At 61.6% G+C, this 16,508-nt stretch carries 11 protein-coding genes; 1 reads left to right on the plus strand and 10 read right to left on the minus strand.

The window, feature by feature from the left end:
* Positions 1–28 precede the first annotated feature (28 nt).
* Both ACZ25R_RS17280 and ACZ25R_RS17285 read right to left on the minus strand, forming a co-directional pair.
* Positions 29–5,476: an alpha-2-macroglobulin family protein gene (locus ACZ25R_RS17280; protein ID WP_472462510.1), complete on the minus strand. Its 5,448-nt coding sequence runs from the start codon at positions 5,474–5,476 to the stop codon at positions 29–31.
* Positions 5,477–5,553: 77 nt separating this feature from the next.
* Positions 5,554–6,450 carry a LysR substrate-binding domain-containing protein gene (locus ACZ25R_RS17285; protein WP_472461683.1) on the minus strand — a complete coding sequence of 299 codons (897 nt, stop codon included), beginning with the start codon at positions 6,448–6,450 and terminating at the stop codon, positions 5,554–5,556.
* Between the two features lie 111 nt (positions 6,451–6,561).
* Between ACZ25R_RS17285 and ACZ25R_RS17290 the strand changes: the two genes are divergently transcribed.
* Positions 6,562–6,753: a hypothetical protein gene (locus ACZ25R_RS17290; protein ID WP_472461684.1), complete on the plus strand. Its 192-nt coding sequence runs from the start codon at positions 6,562–6,564 to the stop codon at positions 6,751–6,753.
* A gap of 58 nt (positions 6,754–6,811) precedes the next feature.
* Here ACZ25R_RS17290 and ACZ25R_RS17295 read toward each other — a convergent pair whose 3' ends face one another.
* The 8 genes from ACZ25R_RS17295 to urtE all read right to left on the minus strand — a co-directional run bounded on the left by ACZ25R_RS17295 (position 6,812) and on the right by urtE (position 16,492).
* A complete protein-coding gene (locus ACZ25R_RS17295) occupies positions 6,812–8,467 on the minus strand; it encodes an OFA family MFS transporter (protein ID WP_472461685.1) in 1,656 nt (551 codons plus the stop codon).
* Positions 8,468–8,634: 167 nt separating this feature from the next.
* Positions 8,635–8,886 carry a formate dehydrogenase subunit delta gene (locus tag ACZ25R_RS17300; protein ID WP_223611636.1) on the minus strand — a complete coding sequence of 84 codons (252 nt, stop codon included), beginning with the start codon at positions 8,884–8,886 and terminating at the stop codon, positions 8,635–8,637.
* Positions 8,879–9,814 carry a formate dehydrogenase accessory sulfurtransferase FdhD gene (fdhD, locus tag ACZ25R_RS17305; protein ID WP_472461686.1) on the minus strand — a complete coding sequence of 312 codons (936 nt, stop codon included), beginning with the start codon at positions 9,812–9,814 and terminating at the stop codon, positions 8,879–8,881. Before fdhD ends, ACZ25R_RS17300 begins: the two co-directional genes overlap by 8 nt.
* A 2-nt stretch (positions 9,815–9,816) precedes the next feature.
* Positions 9,817–12,696: a formate dehydrogenase subunit alpha gene (fdhF, locus tag ACZ25R_RS17310; RefSeq protein ID WP_472461687.1), complete on the minus strand. Its 2,880-nt coding sequence runs from the start codon at positions 12,694–12,696 to the stop codon at positions 9,817–9,819.
* 9 nt (positions 12,697–12,705) lie between these two features.
* Positions 12,706–14,262 (minus strand): formate dehydrogenase beta subunit, encoded by a 1,557-nt coding sequence (locus ACZ25R_RS17315; RefSeq protein WP_472461688.1) that lies wholly within the window; start codon positions 14,260–14,262, stop codon positions 12,706–12,708.
* Positions 14,259–14,732 carry a formate dehydrogenase subunit gamma gene (locus ACZ25R_RS17320; RefSeq protein ID WP_463011657.1) on the minus strand — a complete coding sequence of 158 codons (474 nt, stop codon included), beginning with the start codon at positions 14,730–14,732 and terminating at the stop codon, positions 14,259–14,261. The genes ACZ25R_RS17315 and ACZ25R_RS17320 overlap by 4 nt, the downstream gene beginning before the upstream one ends.
* Positions 14,733–14,834: 102 nt before the next feature.
* Positions 14,835–15,731: a LysR family transcriptional regulator gene (locus ACZ25R_RS17325; protein ID WP_223611641.1), complete on the minus strand. Its 897-nt coding sequence runs from the start codon at positions 15,729–15,731 to the stop codon at positions 14,835–14,837.
* Positions 15,732–15,796: 65 nt separating this feature from the next.
* The gene (gene urtE, locus ACZ25R_RS17330) at positions 15,797–16,492 is read right to left on the minus strand and encodes an urea ABC transporter ATP-binding subunit UrtE (RefSeq protein WP_223611642.1); all 696 of its coding nucleotides are present in this window, start codon (positions 16,490–16,492) and stop codon (positions 15,797–15,799) included.
* Positions 16,493–16,508 lie beyond the last annotated feature (16 nt).

The raw sequence follows: 16,508 nt of genomic DNA on the forward strand, positions 1-16,508 counted from the left end.
GATCAACCGGTCTTGAGCCAAGGTTTGTTTACTGTGCCGCCACGACCTCCATCCGGCCCGTGGCCGTGCGTGCGGAGAATTGCGGACGATACATGTCCTCAACGCTGGCTGCCGGATGATCGTAGGTACCCGGCGTCACGGCCCGGACCACATAGGCCAGGGTGATTTCCCTGTTGTCGCCGGTGTTGCGATCGAAGGCGGCAACGAAACGGTCGCTGCGGAATTCCGTGTGGGCGGCTTCGACCTCACCGATCCAGTCGAAATTCGACAGTTGTGCACTGTTGACGAGGCCGGGATTGTCGATCTCGAAACCGGCGGGCAGGAGATCGGTGATCAGCACCCGCGACGGCCAGTTGTTGTTCTCGGTGACCTTGAGGACAACGACATAGCGCTCATTCTGCTTGGCTTCGCTGACATTGGCTTCCGATCCGTCGAGCGTGTAGTAGGTCCGCTGGATGTTGAAGCCATCGCCGCCAGCGGGCAAAGGCTGGGCCGGTGCGGCAACGGTTGTCACGACAGCCGAAACGGCCTCGGTCGATCCGTTGGTGATGCTGACCGGCTGGGCGATCAGCTCGTCGCCAGTCATCCGCGCGGCATAGCCACCCGTGTGCGCCACGCCATTGATGGCAAGCTTCAGATCGTTGTCGCCGCCCTGGATGGCGCGGGCCGCCAGCAGCATCCAGGTCTGTTCCTGCGTGCTGGTATAGATCTTGCGCTCCCATTCCTTGGCAACGATCTGCGACAGCTGCGGAATGATGGCCGGGACCGGCCGGCTTTCCGCAGCGAGCGCCAGAACCGCCGCATCGTCACGCAGGGACGAGCCATAATCCGAGCGCACAAGGCTGACATTGGTGGCCTTGGTCGACATCTGCAGCGAATTGGTAAAGATGCTCTGCGACCGCTGTGCATCCCCGTAAAGCGCCAGCGCCGCCGCCAGATGGGCGCGCGACAATGGCGTCGGGAATTCCGACAGCTTCGTATCGGCGTAGTAACGCAGATCGCTGACGGCAGCCTTGCGGTTGCGGGCGAGAACATAAAGCGCATAGGCGATTTGATTGCCCTGATCCTTGACATTCACGTCGTAGCTCAGCGAATTCTGCAGGTTTTCCAATGCCTGAACGAGCGCCTTTTCCGGCACGTCATATTTCTGTTCGCGTGCGCGGGTCAGGAAGTCCGTGACATAGGCATCAAGCCAGAGATCACCGGAACCCGGACCCCACAGGCCGAAACTGCCGGAAGAGGACTGGTAGGACAGGACACGGAAGATTGCCTCCTGCACCCGCTTCTGCACATCGCCATCGTCGGCAAGGCCCGACTGCTTGGCCAGCTCGCTGAGATAAAGCAGCGGCATGGCGCGGCTTGTCGTCTGCTCCGCACAACCATAGGGATAACGGTCGAGCGTCATGAGCAAGGCCGGTATGTCGAAGGCCGACGACCGCGACACGTTGAGGCTGACCGATGCGCCCTGCAGCAGGCTGCTTGCCAGCAATTCGCGGTCGATCTTCAGCGTGCTGTTCGGTGCGATCTTGATGGGATTGCGCACCGTGATCGGCAGCGACGCCGGGCGGACCGGAATGTTCAGCGATTGCTCCAGCGAAATACCCGCGGCGTTTGACAGTTTGACTGAGACAACGCCGTCACCCGGCTGCTGGCCCTTGAGCGGCAGTGTCAGATTGAACTTTCCGCCCGCCGTCAGCTTGACGGTCTGTGCGGCCGCCTGCTGCTCGACGCCGACGGCCTGATTGCTCGTCACCTGCAACTGGTAGTCGCCTGCCGGGGCATCCGTATTGGCGATGTCAAGCCGTAGCGCCGTCTTGTCTCCGGGCGCCAAGAATTTCGGCAGGCTTGCCGTTACCACGACGGGATCGCGAATGATGACATCCTTGCTGGCATGGCCGACACCGGCCTTGGACCAGGCAACCGCCATGACCCGCGCCGTCCCGTTGAACTGCGGGATATCGAAGCTCACATTGGCCTTGCCCCCCGCGTCAAGCTTGACCGGACCGGAGAAGAACGCAACGAGCTTTTCCGTGGGCGGGCTGCCCTGCAACGGCATCTGTGCGCCATCGCCGCCGGTGCGCAGACGGCCGGCGGCACCCTGCGAGCCATCGATCAGACGGCCATAGAGATCGCGGATTTCCAGGCCCAGCTGCCGCTGGCCAAAATACCAGCCGTCGGGATTGGGCGCCTCGTAACGGGTGAGATTGAGGATACCGACATCGACGGCGGCAACCGTGACATAGGCCGTATCGCCAACGCCGGCGCCGGTCACCTGAACCGGAATGTTCAGCGGCTGACGCGGCAATGTTTTCTCGGGCGTATCCAGCTTCACCGCAAGATTGCGGTCCCCCGGATTGACCCCCAGCCACTTCACGCCAATGGCGCGCATCGGCATGTGACTGTCCCGGTCATTGCCGGGACGATAGAGTGTTGCGGTGACATAGGCACCGGCGCCCCAGTCCGCGGTGACCGGAATTTCCACCTCGCCACCTTCAGCGGGAATGCTCTGGCGCTTGGTCGCCACCAGGCTCTCGGCACCGACCGTCACCAGAAGCTCGCCGGCAAAACGCGGCGATACCTTTAGCTTTGCCGTATCGCCCGGCGCATAATTCTGCTTGTCGAGGGCGATCTCCAACCCGTCCGGGGTTTCGGTCGACGTGGCGGCAACATAATATCCCGCGTCGAATTCGACACTGGATGTCGGGCCTTCAACGTCTACCGTTTCAACCTCCAGGCGGAAGCGGCCCCAGGTCACGGGAACGGAAATCTCCGCGCCATCGGCGGTTGCATCGACTGTGCCATTGGCAACCAGCTTGGTCGAAACGATGGGCTCATATTTCCATGAACTGCCATCCCGGTACCATTGGTAATTGCGCTCGACCGCAACAAGTTTCCAGCTCAGGCCGCTCATGGCCTGTTTCTGGCCATTGTTGTCGACGCCGATCACATGGAATTTACCGATGGCATTTTCGGCCAGATCCCCATCGAACTCGGGCTTGATGCCAATCTTCGCGCCCTGTGATTTCACCGGCAACGTCAGATTGCGTTCAATGGCCCGCCCGCCCGCCTCCTGCATGCGCACGACGATATTGGCGTTGAGCAATTGGGTGGTTGACGGGACTTCGTTCAACGTCACATCGAACGTTGTCTTGCCGTTCTCATCGAGTGCCTGCAAATCCTCGAGCGGAATGCGCGTATCCTGGTTGCCCTGTTCATCGGCCAGCCCAAAGCGATAGCCTTTGAAATTGGCATCCTCGTGCGTCGGCTTGAGGCTGACCTCGCCCTCCAGCGTGAGACCTGCCGCCGGCGCACCATAGAGGAAGCGGCCATCGACACTGACCGGCGTGGGCGTGCCCACGGTGATGGCCTTTGCCTCGCTCGTCAGGTCGAACTCGACCCGGTCGGGCACAAAATCTTCGACCATGAAGGACTTTTCGGCGATGGGCGAGCCCTTCGGGTCGGTGTAGATCTGCATGTTCCAGGTGCCACGCATGGCGTTGGCCTGCAAGGCCAGATCAAGCGTGTGGCCGCCAAGGGCTGCGCCATCGCTGACCATGCGGCGGTCTTCGACCCCATCCGGGCGGCGGAATACAAAGGTCAGCGGCAGATTCTCGATCGCCTTGGCGCCGATATCGCGGGCAAGGGCCGATGCATGCACGGTTTCACCGGCACGGTAGATGCCGCGCTCGGTCCAGGCGAGCACATCAATTGCGCCGGGAGCCGTGCGGCCGGTCACACCGCGGTCGGACAGGTCAAAACCGGCCCGCGTCATATCAAGAAAGACATAGTCCGCGTCGCCGTTCTTGGCGGTGATGACAGCCGGTGTCATGGCGGCCGTGCCGCGCAGCAATCCGGCGGTAAATGTCGCACGCCCGTCCGTATCGGTGATCGCCGTGCCGAGAATTTCATTGTTCTTGGCCAGGAGCTGCAGTTCCACGCCGATCAATGGCTGGGCGGTTGCGAGCGACCGCGCAAAGACATTGAGCCCATCGGTACCGGTATAGGTGGAGAGCCCGATATCGGAAACGACGAACCACTGGGTCGCCTGCGAATCCCATTCATTGCTGTGGGCATCGGTGGAAACGGCGGTCAGGACATAGACGCCCGGCTTGCGTTTCGGCAAAGCCTCGTCAACCGGGAAACTGGTGACGACATCCTTGTTGAGGTCGGATTGGATATCGATCGCCCCCTGCCAGACCAGTTCACCGGACTCATCCTGCAGTTTCTGGGCGTTGTAGCTGTCAATCTGGGTGAGGAACTGCGAGCTGGTGAGCAGCGAGGCGATGCCGCGGTCGCCGATGCGGTACAGCTTCAGGTTGGCGCTGGTGGTATTGACCGAGACAATCGGGATGCCGCGGCGCGCGGTGCTGGGCAGCACGAAACTGTCGCCGGTAAAGCGCACGACGGCCGAGCGGTCCTTGACGTAGATATCGAGATCAACCTGGCCTTCCAGCGCTTCGCCGACCGAAGACGGCAGGCCGGCACGCAGCGCCAGCTTGTAGCGCTGGCCGTGGGTCAGGCCTTCCACGCAGATCTCACTACCCTTGGCTTCGACCGCCTTGGGGGCGACGCCGTCCAGCGTCACGAACGGCGCATAATCCGTACCCATTTTGACCAAGGGCTCGGAGAACTGCACGCAGGCGCGCGGCGCGGCGCTATCCGCATCGATGGTGTGATTGACGATACGGAATCCCTGGCGGGCCTTCAGATCGAGATAGGCGGCGTTGACGGTCTTCGCATCGACAAGCGCAAGGCTCGCCTTGTAGGCGTTGAGCGCAGCGCGATAGTTCTGGGCATTCTGCAACGCGGTTGCCAGCACCGCGAGAGCGTCGGCCCGGCTCTGGGTCGTGCGCGTCAGGAGATAGCCATTATAGGCGGCCAGCGCCGCCTGGCCGGCAACATAGGTGTTCTTGTCGGCGCGGTTGGCAGCGCGGGCGGTCTCCACCCACAGATCCGCATCCTCCGGCGAAACCGCCAGCGCGCCCTTGAAGGCATTCAGCGCATTTTCGATATTGCCGGCGGCGAGCTGCGCGCGGGCCGTTTCCTTCAGGCTGGCGGCGCCCTGCCCCTTCTGCTCGTCCGTCAGTGCGAGACGTGCCTTGACCTGGCGCGCATCCTGCACAAGCTGGTCGGACAGGAATACCAGTCTTGGCGGCGCGCCGATATCCGGCTCGCTCGTCGTTTCGACCACCTTGCCGGCGATGGCGCCGGGAAAACTGTGCAGTTCATTGAAGTCGGACTTCATGAAGCACCATTTCACCTTGGGATTGTAGGTGAAGGCCTTGCAGCTTGTCTCGGCCAGACAGACCGCCTCGCACTGGTCGAGGGTCACGTCCTGTTCGGTGCGCAGATCAAAACCGAAATAGTCGCCATCCTTGGTCGTGACAATGTCGCGATTCGTTTCGGCGGCACCCGCAGGTGCCCCTGAAACCAAGGCTGAGAGAAGAAAAACCGAAAAGCCGATAACCGCGCGCATAGACATGAAGTCCTCCCAACGCAACCCGTATGGTGGTGAGCCGCACTGTTCAAACTTCAGTATAACTTGTCAACAGATCATGCGGTGGGCGCGCGGTTGTCTTCGGCGATTTCCGAACGGATCCACGCCTGGAAATGCTGCATTTGCTGGGTCGGCTTGCGGTTTTTCGGCGAAACCAGCCAATAGGCGATATTGGAGGGCACGCGCAGCGGAAAGGGTGCGACCAGCCGGCCGTCTGCCAGTGCGTCTTCGACGAAGAGCTCCCAGGCCAGCATGATGCCTTGCCCGCTGATCGTTGCTTCGACCGCTAGCCATGGATCGGAGAATGTCGGGCCATCAAAGGCGAGCGGGCCATCGAGCCCGGCAGCGGCCTGCCATTCGTCCCAGCTGAACATGGGGTTCTCGTAACAGATGATCGGCTGGCGGAAAATATCCGCCGGTCCGGTCAGGCGTTCGGCAAAGCCGCGTGTGCAGACCGGGAACATCCTTTGCGGCAGCAGGCATTCCGGCGCGCCATCCCGCCACTCGCCGCTGCCAAGCCGGATCGCGAGATCGATGTCGGAACTCTTCAGGTCGAGCACCCCAGGCGACGGATCGATGCGGATCTTCATCTCGGGATGCGCGGCCCGCAGCCGTCCCAGACGCGGCACCAGCCATTTTGACGCGAAGGTCGGGGCGACGGAGAGAAGCAGGGTCTGTTCGACATCGTCCGCCAGCGCCACAGCGCGCGACAGATGCTGAAAACCCTCTTCAAGCCGGGCGATGAAGGCCTTGCCGAAGAAGGTCGGGACCAGCCCCGCCCGGGTCCTGTCGAACACCGCATGGCCGATCTGTGCTTCCGTCCGGATCAATTGCTGACTGACCGCACTGACCGAAACACCAAGCTCGGCGGCGGCTTTCGGCAATGACCCCAGCCGCCCGATTGCCTCGACAGCGCGCAATCCGTTGATGTGAACCCTATTCAAATTCTTCATCATGCAAATTCTTCATCCAGTTTTTCTACATCAAGATATCGCCATTCTTGATTGCTGACCGCGGAGAACGGGATCAAAATAGCACATTCCTCGATTCATGGGAGCTTTGTAATGAAGATTTTCTGGCTAACAAAATGGTTTGCAGAGACTCTCGTTCCGCCCAGCGAGGAGAGTAGTCCTGTCGATCATGATGCGCTGGATCACTGGCGCCGTGATCCGCTCTCTCACCCTGCCCTGCAAGCCATGGGCCTCGATGAACTGGCCGACCTGCCCTTCGATCCATGCGGCCTGCGCAGCTGCTGAACGGGAATCAAAAAACAGGCCCCGCGAACGGAGCCTGCCTTGACCTAGATGAACGCTGTTATCGGAACAGCACGACCGCCTGCTGCACGGTCACCCAGACACCCCAGAGAATGGGAATACCCACCGCGGCCCAGGCGAGCACCGCCTTGGCGTCGAGTCCGCCATGGCCGATGCCGAACGAGCCGGTGGCGCCGATATCCGCTGTCTTGGTCTTGGCCTGCAGGGCAGCGACCTCGGCGTCGGACATGAACCATTTCGATGCAAGCGGGCGGATAAAAAAGTTGGCGATGAAGCCCAGCGCCAGCATACCCGCGAGAATATACATGGTGCGGTCATAAACCTGATCGCGCGGCACGCCCGCATTGATCTGGAACTCACGGATGTAATTGACCACGACAGGCCCGACGATGCCCGCCGTTGCCCAGGCCGTCAGCAGCCGGCCGTGGATGGCGCCAACGAACTGCGTCCCGAAAATATCGGCGAGGTAGGCCGGGACCGTGGCAAAGCCGCCGCCATACATGGACAGGATCACGCAGAAAATCGCGACGAACAGCGCTTGGCTGCCCATATGGGCGGCGGTCGGCGCCAGCGCATAGAGCACGATGCCAAGCGCGAAGAAGGTGAAATAGGTGGCCTTGCGGCCGATCCGGTCGGAGAGCGAGGCCCAGAAGAACCGCCCGCCGATGTTGAACAGGGAAATCAGACCGGCAAAGCCCGCGGCAATGGAGGCGATGGCGGTTTTCTGGCCCGCATCCAGCTGGGTGAAGCTGACATCAGGCAGGCCGATGAGCTTGCCCGCAAAGATTTCCTGCAGCATGGGCGAAGCCATGCCGATCACACCGATACCGGCGGACACGTTGAGGCAGAGCACGGCCCAGATCAGCCAGAACTGTTTCGTCTTGTGGGCATCGCGCAGATGCACGTGCCGCGTGGTGATCATCGCCTTGGCGTCCGTCGGCGGTGTCCAGCCTTCCGGACGCCAGCCGGCCGGCGGAATACGGTAGCCGAAGGCGCCGCACATCATGAAGACGAAATAGCCGGCGGCCATGACCAGAAAGGTCTGCCAGACGCCGACAGTATCCGGTGCCTTGAAATGATTCATCAGAAGGTTGGCCAGCGGTGCCCCGATCATGGCACCGCCACCAAAGCCCATGATGGCCATGCCGGTCGCCATGCCGCGCCGGTCGGGAAACCATTTGATCAGCGTGGAGACCGGAGAGATGTAACCGAGCCCGAGGCCGATACCGCCAATCACGCCGGCACCGACCCACATCAGCCAGAGTTGGTGCGTGATTACGCCAATGGCCGCTAGCACCATGCCCCCGCACCAGCACACCGCCGAGACCACGCCAGCCTTGCGTGGCCCGACGCGTTCAAGCCAGCCGCCCCAGATGGCGGCGGAACAGCCAAGAAGCACGAAAAACAGCGTGTAAATCCAGCCGAGATCGCTGACGCGCCAATCACAGCTCGTGGTGAAAAGCGCTGTCAGAAGGTTGAGATCCGCGCACGCAACCGATTGCTCGACACCGATGGCGCGCGACAGCGGCAGCCAGAACACGCTGAACCCGTAGGCCATGCCGATACAAAGGTGAATGGCAAGCGCTGCGGGCGGCACCAGCCAGCGGTTGAAACCCGCTTTGGCAACGATGCGTTCCCGGTCGAGAATACCCGGGTTTTCATAAATCCGCGGCTCTGCCCTGTCGGTTGCTGACATGTGAATTCCTCCTCCAAGCCCTTGTGGCGGTGATTCATGTTTTAGTATTTCAGTTTAACGGCCGGTTCCGGTGCGGCCTGATCGTCTTCTTGTTCGGGTGTTCTCCGGCCTTCTGGTAATCAAGAGGCAACGCATGTCGAGCAGCCAAAATGCCGCCCTTGCAACGTTCAAGCCGAGGCGGGAGCCGGCTTGCGGATATGGGACGCCGCCTCGACCACGAGCGGGTCAAGGCCATTGTCATCCTTTTCCAGGATGGCAAAGAGCTGGGCACGCATGCGCGGCTCCCAGAAATTGTTGATGTGGCCGGCTACACCCTCTACCGCCTCATCCTTGGGCTGGGTGTGAAAGAAGGTGGCGATCTGGTTGGCCATATAGACCAGCTTGTCGGCGGTCGACTGCCGGTGATTCTCATTATCCATATTGCACCAATCGAACGGTTGGACTTTGCACAAGGGTGGGCGAGGCCTGATCCAGGTTGGATTTTCCGGACGCAGCGGTGTCATCGGTTGCACCCGCCACTGCATTTACAGCAATCGGAATACGCTCGGCACGCGTGAAGACATCGAATTCATCGCCGCGTACCAGCGCAACAAGCGTCATGCCCGCCGCCTGCGCGGTGCGCACAGCCAAGGCCGTCGGCGCAGATACGGCAATCAGGACGGAAGCGCCGATGATTGCCGCCTTCTGCACCATTTCGATGGAGACGCGGCTGGTGATCACAACGGCGCCCGATGCACCGCTGATGCCGGTTCGGCACAGGGCACCGGCAAGCTTGTCGAGGGCGTTGTGGCGGCCGACATCCTCGCGCGCGGCCACGATACCCTGGCCGGGAACATAGAATCCGGCCGCATGCACCGCACCGGTTTCATTGTGCAGCGGCTGCAGCGGCGATAGCAGCCGCACCGCCTGCGCCAGATCGCCCGGCGTCAGGTGCAGGCGCGTCGCGTCGACCGAAGCCACCGGCTTCAACGCCTGCTCGATGGACTCGATGCCGCACAGCCCGCAGCCAACGGGTCCCGCCATGCGGCGGCGGCGGTCGGTGAGTTCCTGTCCGGCGGCGTCCGCGAGGCGCAGCTGGATGTCAATGCCCTCGCCATGCTCTTCAACGGCGATTTCGCTGATTTCGTCGAGCCGGGCAATAATGCCCTCCGACAGGCTGAAGCCGACTGCGAAATCCTCCATGTCGGCCGGGCTTGCCATCATCACCGCGTGGGTGGTGCCATTGTAGCTGAATGCGACGGGCGTTTCCTCGGGCACCATGCGGCTGCCGGTCGCGTAGACATCGCCCTCGCCCTTGCGGCGGCGGGTGATGCGCGGGACCTGCAACCGTGTGGGGCGCCCAGCCATGGTTATTCCGCCGCGTCGAGTGTCTGGGCGATGCGCCGGCTCTGGCGGGCCTGCTCGTCATATTTGACCTGCCAGTCACTCGGCCCGTTGGACGCACCCACCTGCACCGCCGTCACCTTGTATTCCGGGCAATTGGTTGCCCAGTCGGTGAAATCCGTGGTGATGACATTGGCCTGCGTCGTCGGATGGTGGAAGGTCGTATAGACCACACCCGGCGAAACCCGGTCGGTAATCAGCGCGCGCAGCGTGGTCTCACCGGAGCGGCTTGTTATCTTCACCCAGTCGCCGTCGCGGATACCGCGCTGTTCGGCGTCGTGCGAATGAATCTCCAGCCGGTCTTCCTCGTGCCAGACCACGTTGTCCGTGCGGCGGGTCTGCGCACCGACATTATACTGGGAGAGAATACGTCCGGTGGTGAGGAGAAGCGGGAATCGCGGCCCGGTCTTTTCGTCGGTTGCCACGTACTCCGTGCGGACGAACTTGCCCTTGCCGCGGGCAAAACTCTCGATGTGCATGATCGGTGTGCCCAGCGGCGCCTTTTCATTGCACGGCCACTGAACGGAACCCTCCTTTTCCAGGAGGTCATAGGACACACCGGCAAAGCTTGGCGTCGTCAGGGCAACTTCATCCATGATCTGCGACGGGTGCGTATAATTCCAGTTGAGGCCCATGGTCTGCGCCAGTTTCTGGGTGACTTCCCAGTCGGCAAAACCGTTCTTGGGGCTCATGACCTTGCGCACGCGGTTGATGCGGCGCTCGGCATTGGTGAAGGTGCCGTCCTTTTCGAGGAAAGTCGAGCCCGGCAGGAACACATGGGCGTAGTTGGCGGTCTCGTTGAGGAAGAGATCGTGAACCACGACGCATTCCATGGCGGCAAGACCGGCTGCCACATGTTTGGTATCGGGATCGGACTGGAGAATATCTTCGCCCTGGATGTAGATGCCCTTGAACGTGCCATCGACGGCGGCGTCCAGCATATTGGGGATGCGCAGGCCCGGTTCGTCCTGCAGCTTCACGCCCCACAGCTTGTCGAAGATATCGCGGGTGGCTTCGCCGGAAACATGGCGGTAGCCGGGAAGCTCGTGCGGGAACGAACCCATGTCGCAAGAACCCTGCACATTGTTCTGGCCGCGCAGCGGGTTCACGCCAACGCCCTTGCGGCCGATATTGCCTGTGGCCATGGCGAGGTTGGCGATGGCCATGACCGTTGTCGATCCCTGGCTGTGCTCGGTCACGCCGAGGCCATAGTAGATGGCGCCATTGCCGCCGGTGGCGAACAGCCGGGCGGCTTCACGCAGCGTCTGCGGCGGCACACCGGTCAGTTGTTCGATCGCTTCGGGGCTGTGTTCGGGTGCGGATACAAAGGCAGCCCAATCCTGGAACTCATCCCAGTCGCAGCGCTCGCGGATGAATTTTTCATCGAACAGGCCTTCCGTGACAATGACGTGGGACAGCGAGGTGACCACGGCCACATTGGTGCCGGGGCGCAGCGGCAGGTGGTACGACGCCGCCACATGGGGCGAGCGCACGAGGTCGATGCGGCGCGGGTCGATGACGATGAGCTTGGCGCCCTTGCGCAGACGCTTCTTCAGGCGCGAGGCAAAGACCGGATGACCATCGGTCGGGTTGGCACCGATGACGATAACCACATCCGTGTGCTCGACACTGTCGAAATCCTGCGTGCCGGCGGATGTGCCGAATGTCTTGTTCAGGCCGTAACCGGTCGGCGAATGGCAGACGCGGGCGCAGGTATCGACATTGTTGTTGCCGAAACCGGCACGAACCAGCTTCTGCACGAGGTAGGTTTCCTCGTTGGTGCAACGCGACGAGGTGATGCCGCCGACGGAGTTGCGGCCATACTGGTACTGGATGCGGCGGAATTCATTGGCAACGTGCTTGTAGGCCTCATCCCAGGAGACTTCGCGCCATGGATCGGAAATCGTCTCGCGGATCATCGGGTTGAGGATGCGATCCTTGTGGGTCGAGTAGCCATAGGCAAACCGGCCCTTGACGCAGGAATGACCGCGATTGGCCTTGCCGTCCTTGTAGGGAACCATGCGCACCAGTTCCTCGCCGCGCATTTCCGCCTTGAACGAGCAACCGACACCGCAATAGGCGCAGGTGGTCACTTTGGAATGTTCCGGCTGGCCGATCTGGATAACCGACTTTTCTGTCAACGTTGCGGTCGGGCAGGCCTGCACGCAGGCACCGCAGGAAACGCACTCGCTGTCGATGAAATGTTCGTGCATGCCGGGTGAAACGCGGCTGGAAAAACCCCGGCCTTCGATGGTCAGCGCAAACGTGCCCTGCACTTCCTCGCAAGCCCGCACGCAGCGCGAGCAGACGATGCATTTCGATGGGTCATAGGTGAAGTAGGGATTGGATTCGTCCTTGGGCAGCCAGCGGTCATTGGCGACGTTGTCCGCCTTGGCAAAGACGTGGTTGTCGCCCTGATAGCCATAACGTACATCGCGCAAGCCGACCGCACCGGCCATGTCCTGCAGCTCGCAATCGCCATTGGCCGCGCAGGTCAGGCAGTCCAGCGGATGATCGGAAATATAGAGCTCCATCACACCCTTGCGGATGTCCTTGAGGCGCTGGGTCTGGGTGTGAACGACAAGACCGTCCATGGCTGGCGTGGTGCAGGAGGCAGGCGTGCCATTGCGCCCCTCGATCTCGATCAGGCAAAGACGGCAGGAACCGAAGGCATCGACCATGTCGGTCGCGCAGAGTTTCGGAACCTTGATGCCCGCTTCCATCGAGGCACGCATGATCGAGGTGCCCTCGGGAACGGTCACCTCGTTGCCGTCGATGGTCAGGGTGATCATCTTTTCGGATTTGGAGGCGGGCGTACCGAAATCGATTTCGTGGATCAGGGACATTTTGGGCTCCTATTCCGCCGCTTGCGCGACCGGCGCAGGACGAAAATCTTCAGGAAAATGCGTCAGCGCGCTCATCACCGGATAGGGCGTAAAACCGCCTAAGGCGCAGAGCGAACCGAACTTCATCGTGTTGCAGAGGTCGGTCAGAACCGCGATCTGCTTTTCCGGCTCGATATTGGCGGCAATGCGATCGACAACCTCGACACCGCGGGTCGAACCGATGCGGCACGGCGTGCACTTGCCGCAGGATTCGACAGCACAGAACTCCATGGCGAAACGTGCCTGTTTCAGCATGTCGACGCTGTCATCGAAGACCACGAGCCCGGCATGGCCAATGAGCCCGTCCTTGGCGGCAAAGGCCTCGTAGTCGAAGGGCGTATCGAAGAGTTCGCGCGGGAAATAGGCGCCGAGCGGGCCGCCGATCTGCACCGCCTTGACCGGACGCCCTGTCGCTGTCCCGCCGCCGATATCATCGACGATTTCGCCGAGTGTCAGGCCGAAAGCGGTTTCGAAGAGCCCGCCATACCGAACGTTACCGGCGATCTGCAGCGGAATGGTGCCGCGCGAGCGCCCCATGCCGAAATCCTTGTAGAACGCCGCGCCCTTGTCGAGAATGACCGGCACGGAGGCAAGCGATATCACGTTGTTGATGACCGTCGGCTTGCCGAAAAGCCCTTTATGTGCGGGCAAAGGCGGCTTGGCGCGGACGATGCCGCGGCGGCCTTCGAGACTTTCCAGCAGCGCCGTTTCCTCGCCGCATACATAGGCACCGGCGCCAACACGCACTTCGATGTCGAAAGCATGGGCAGACCCCAGCACCGAAACGCCGAGCACGCCAGCCTTGCGGGCGACATCAAGGGCCTCGTTCATCACGGCAATCGCATGCGGATATTCGGAGCGGGTATAGATGTAACCCTTGGTGGCACCGACGGCGATACCGGCAATGGTCATGCCTTCGATCAGAACGAAGGGATCGCCTTCCATGATCATGCGATCGGCAAAGGTGCCACTGTCGCCTTCATCGGCATTGCATACGATGTATTTACGTTCGCCAGCCGCATCGAGAACGGTCTTCCATTTGATGCCGGTTGGGAAACCGGCCCCGCCGCGTCCGCGCAGGCCGGATTCCGTTACCTGGGTGACGATTTCAAGCGGCGAAAGAGCAAGCGCCCTCTCCAGCCCCCTCAAGCCATCACGGGCGCGGTAATCATCGAGCGAGACAGGATCGGTTATGCCGCAACGGGCAAAGGTCAGGCGGGTCTGTTTTGCCAGGAACGGCAGGTGCTCGGTCAGGCCAAGCCAGAGCGGATGGGTCCGGCCTTCGGCCATACCCGTATCGAGAAGCGAAGCCAGATCGGAAGGTTTGACCGGGCCGTAAGCCACGCGGCCGGACGGTGTTTCCACCTCGACCATCGGTTCGAGCCAATACATGCCGCGCGACCCGTTGCGAACGATACGCGCATCGAGATTGCGGGCAGCAATCTCATCCTGCAGTGTCCGGGCAACCTTTTCGGCGCCGAGGGCAAGCGCGCCGGAATCGCGCGGGACAAAGAATGTGACCGTCATAGCCGCACTCCCGTCGCTATTTCTTCGAGTTTTTCGTCGTCCAGACGGCCAATGACCTCGCCGTCCAGCATCGCGGCGGGCGCACAGGCGCAAAGGCCGAGGCAATAGACCGGTTCGAGCGTCACCGCACCGTCGGCGGTTGTTCCATGCCAGTCGATGCCGAGCAGTTCGCGGGCTTTTCGGGCCATGGCATCGCCGCCCATCGACTGACAGGCCTCCGCACGGCACAGCTTCAGCACATGCCGGCCTGCCGGATGATCGCGGTAATCGTGATAGAACGTGACAACACCGTGCACCTCGGCGCGCGATATGTTCAGCGCCTGGGCAATCAGCGGCAAAGTCTCCTGCGGCACATAGCCGAACTCGCCCTGCAACTCGTGCAGAATTGGAAGGAGCGGGCCCTCTTGACCCTTCAACTGATTGATAATGTCTATCGCTCTCCCAGCGATATCGGTACTTGCGGTCTGCATTTCGTGCAGCGCCCTCCCTAAATGCTCCTCGTAGCCTAGAACAGATCAAAAACGACGCAACTAATCAATATACCAGTCCCGTTGGTCGATAGAAGATTTCTATCAAACCATATTGAGTTCGATGGCAAGCGCCCGGGCCTCGTGCAGCAGGGCGGACACCAGCGGCGTATGGGGTTCGCGGTCAGCGGCCACCAGCCCGACAAGATGGCGTGCATCGGGCTCGACAATGGGAATAGCGCGGATCGGCTCGGAAAAACCCAGTGTTTCCGCAAGGTTGAGCGGCATGATGCTCGCCCACTTGCCGGTCCGTATGTGCGAGAACAGCACAATCATCGAATTGGATTCCAGCGTCGGATGCACGTCCACCCCCGCTTCGTGCAGGTGTTTGTTGATGATCCGGCGGTTCTGCATGTCCTGGGTGAGCAGGCAGAGCGGCAACTGACCAACCTCCGCCCAGGTCACAAATTCGCGATCCGAATAGGTGCTGCCCGTCGAGGTGATCAACTGGTAGCGTTCCGAATAGAGCGGAACCGAAGTCACCCGCCCGAGCGGCTCATTGTCGAGATAGCTGATTCCCGCATCGATCTCGAAATTGCTGAGCAGCGTCAGGACTTCCAGCGAGGTGCGCGAGGTCACCGAAAAGGTCACATCGGGGTGTTTTTCGCGAAATGGCGTCGTCAGGCGCGAGACCATGGCAAGCGCCGTGGGGATTGCCGCTATCTTCACATGCCCGGACAGACCATAGCGTGCAGCGCGGATTTCTTCGCGCATCGTCCGTGTATCGCCGACAATGCGCCGCGCCCATTCGAGCACCCGCTGGCCCTCCGGCGTCAATCCCTTGTAGCGTGAGCCGCGCTGAACGAGGACGACGCCCAGCGTATCTTCAAGCTGGCGGATCGCGGCCGACAGGGTTGGCTGCGTGACGCCGCATTCCTCCGCCGCGCGGCCAAAATGCTGGTTGCGCGCCAGAGCGATAAAAAATTCCAGCTTGTCGATCATCGAAATCCGTCCTCCGACAAGACTCTATCGATGATTACCCGCCGACAGCAAGAGCGGTGGTCCATTCAGACCGTCAGGAACTTGCGCACCTCCGGTCTGTCGAGACTTGCGGCATCGCCGGAATGGACGATCTCGCCGCGATCCATGATGTAGACATGGTCTGCCAGCTCGCGGCAGAAATCGAGATATTGTTCGACGAGAAGGATGGCGAGACCGGTCTGATCGCGCAGAAACCGGATGGCGCGGCCGATATCCTTGATGATCGACGGCTGGATGCCTTCGGTCGGCTCATCCAGAACAAGCAGCCGTGGACGCGTGACCAGCGCACGGCCGATGGCGAGTTGCTGCTGCTGACCGCCGGACAGGTCCCCGCCGCGCCGGCCCAGCATGGTCTTGAGCACGGGGAACAGCTCGAAGACCTCCGGCGGCACATTGCGGTTGCCGCGTCTGGCGGCGGCAAAGCCCGTCGCCAGATTTTCACGCACGGTGAGCAGCGGAAAGATCTCGCGCCCCTGCGGCACGAAAGCAATGCCGGCCCGCGCCCGGTCGTAGGGCGGCTTCCTGCCGAGCGGCGCACCATCGAAGCTGATCGACCCCGACGATAGCGGGTGCTGGCCGACAATCGCCCGGAGCATGCTCGTCTTGCCGACACCGTTGCGGCCAAGGACGCAGGTGATGGATTGCGGCTTCACCTCGAGCGATATGCCGCGCAACGCTTGCGCGGCGCCATAGTGAAGAGAAGCATTTTCAACCGTAAGCATCAGAAAATTCCCTCGC

Source organism: Phyllobacterium sp. RCAM01083, from assembly GCF_055685835.1.